The following is a 2,782-nucleotide window of genomic DNA, read 5'->3' as shown; positions in this document are numbered from 1 at the left end:
CAAAGCCATGCTCAGCGAGGCGGTGCTGGGGCTCGGTCGATCATCCACGCTGGTGCACGGACTTTGCCACCTGACCCGGCCTGATGCCGAAGGTGTCGAAGCGACTGACGTCAATCAGGTCATGGATGCAGCGCTGGGTCTGCTTGAACCGACCTGGGGCGAACGCATTCTAGTGGTCAAGGAATACGCAGATCTGCCCAGGATCAGTTGCCTGCCGGCGCATATCTGTCGCGTATTCCTGCATATCCTCGAGAATGCCGCTGCAGCGATCGAGGATCGTGGAAGAGTGTCGATACACACGCGTGCCGGTGGCGTGCGCAACATTGAAATCCGCATCAGCGACACGGGAACCGGTATTGCCAATGACGTCTTGCCTGAAGTCTTCGAGCCGTTCTTTTCGACGCGAGGCGAGTCGCTGGGGCTTGGCTTGAGTGTTGCCCAGGGGATCGTGAAGATGCACGGGGGAACCATCAACCTGCGTTCGTCTGCGGAAACCGGTACCAGCGTCATCATCAGTCTGCCGATCGTGGCTGCAGCGGCGGTCAGCAACCTGCCCATGGCAGGCAAGCGCTGAGTACTGAACACCACGAGCGCGGTGATCGCATGGTTTCCTCGCTCGTGCTGGGCGGAAGCGGACAGATCGGCCGGTTCCTCATCCCGAAACTGCTGGCGCACGGCCACAAGGTAATCGCCTTGAGCCGGGCACCACGGACAAGCGGCACCGAAAACCTGCACTGGATCCAGGGCGACCTGTTCACGACTGTGCCGGATCCGGGGCCGGTCGACACAATCTTCAGCCTTGGTCCGCTGAACGGATTCGCGGACTGGATTGGCCGCGCCAACCTGCATGGAACCCCGCGCCTCGTTGCGCTTGGATCAATGAGCGTGATGAGCAAGCGTCTTTCGGCCGATCCGAACGAGCGCGAACTTGCCGAGATCCTGCACCAGGGCGGGCGTCAACTTGCCGAGACGGCACTACAAAAGCAGCTGGACTGGACCTTGCTTCGATCCACCCTGATTTATGGCGCGGGTCTCGATCGCAGTCTCAGTCCGCTGGCACGCATGGGCGCACGCTGGCGGTTGTTCCCGAGAATTTCAGCGGCGACCGGTCTTCGCCAGCCCGTACACGCGCAAGATCTGGCCGATGCCTGCCTGGCCGCATCGCAGGCTCCGCTGGCACGCCAGAAGATCTTCGATCTCGGCGGCGGTGAACGATTGAGCTTTTCGGAAATGCTTGAGCGGGTGCGCGAATCATTGCCGCGACCCGCCCTGGGCGTTCCGCTGTCCATCGGGATCCTCCGGACCGCCCTGCAACTTGCGCGTCTGCATCCGCAATGGCGTGGCATCAAGTCACAGGCGATCGAGCGCCTGAAGGTGGATCTGATAGCCGACCATCAGTCCGCGCGCGAGCTTCTGGGTTGGTCCCCGCGCGGATTTCACCCCACCGCATCGACATGGGTCGAGCAGCAGCCTCTCTGAGTACTGACGAGTACACCATTCTCCACCGTATGGTGCGCCGCAACATATTGTTGCGCCTCGTGATTTTCTGTTAAGGAGACGTTGCCAACGACCGTTTGAACGGCCTAATATGGGGTCGCAGAATTATCACGAGAAGGGGTTTCAAATGCAGGCCCGATTGATCGCGGCGGCACTACTGCCGTCCCTGTTCCTCGCCGCATGCGGTGGTGGGAGCAATAGTCCCCGTGCGGTAGATACGCCGGTCGCAACCAATAACGATGGCTCGCCGGTAACCGGCGTGATCACGGCGCGTTTCGACCCGTCCAATGCCGTCATTCCGTTCCCGACCAACTTGTTGCTGTCGGGAACCACGGACCTGACCCTGAACATCCCGGTCACCGACCCGAGCAATTTTGGTGATCCGCGCGTTGCCATGAACGCGCAGGACGGATTTGGCGCCGTATCCCCCTGGGTTACCGGCTTCTCGGTTCCGGTCAAGGCTTCCTCGGTGGTCGCCGGATCATCCGTACGCGTTTTCCAGGTCACCCTGACGGGCCCTGGTGGCGGAGTCACCGGTGTAACCCGCGAACTGACCCCGAATGTGGACTATGTCGCGACTCTCGCAAGCCCCCAACAACTGGCCATCGTGCCGTTGAAGCCGCTGCAACAGTTGACCTCCTACATGGCGGTGCTGACCGACAACATCACAGACAGCCGCGGCAACGATGCGACGCCTGACCAGACCTACTTCCTGGCCCAGACCCGCACGCCGCTGTGCATCAATGGCGTATCCCAGCAGCCACTGCTGCCGAATGCGACGGCCTGTGCCCTTGAGCCGCTGCGCCAGTTGACCAACTCGCAGGAAGCCGCAGCAGCTTCGGCCGGCGTCAACGCCAGCCAGATCGTATTGACCTGGGTGGCCACCGTGCAGAGCATCACGCCGGTACTTGGCGCCGTGCAGCAACGCGCCGCAGCAACGCCGGCGACCGCTACCCAGATCGTGCCGACCGGGATGAATCTTTCCAACCTCAATCCCGCCCTGCCGCCGATCGCCGATGTCTATGTGGGTTCGCTTGAGCTGCCCTATTACCAGACGGCTCCGACCGCGACCGAGTGCACGGCCACGACACCTTGCCCTCCACTGACCAAGTTCTGGCGTGCGGCACCGGGTGCCTACATTCCACCGTTTGCCGGCATGCTCGATCCGACTTCGACCTTCGTCACTTTTGCAAATCCGTTGCCGATTGCGACGTCGACACAGAAGGTTCCTCTGGTCCTGACCGTACCCAACGCCGCTTCGGGGCAATCCCGGCCACCCACCGGC

Annotated in this window: 3 protein-coding genes; all 3 read left to right on the top strand. The window is 61.9% G+C overall.

Annotated elements, in window-relative coordinates; genetic code table 11:
* A partial coding sequence (locus tag WBP53_RS12370) for a sensor histidine kinase (protein WP_423929359.1) occupies nucleotides 1-574 on the top strand: 574 nt, incomplete at its 5' end.
* A gap of 29 nt (nucleotides 575-603) precedes the next feature.
* Nucleotides 604-1,479, top strand: coding sequence for an NAD-dependent epimerase/dehydratase family protein (locus WBP53_RS12365; protein WP_423929357.1), 876 nt, complete (start codon nucleotides 604-606; stop codon nucleotides 1,477-1,479).
* A 145-nt stretch (nucleotides 1,480-1,624) separates the two neighbouring features.
* Nucleotides 1,625-2,782, top strand: a 1,158-nt coding sequence (locus WBP53_RS12360; RefSeq protein WP_423929355.1) for a hypothetical protein, incomplete at its 3' end; no start/stop codon positions are given.

The sequence above is a fragment of the Dokdonella sp. genome (assembly GCF_049593775.1).
In the GTDB taxonomy this organism is placed as follows: domain Bacteria; phylum Pseudomonadota; class Gammaproteobacteria; order Xanthomonadales; family Rhodanobacteraceae; genus Dokdonella.
Note: the sequence above shows the minus strand (reverse complement) of the source record. Positions and strands in the feature narration are given on the sequence as shown.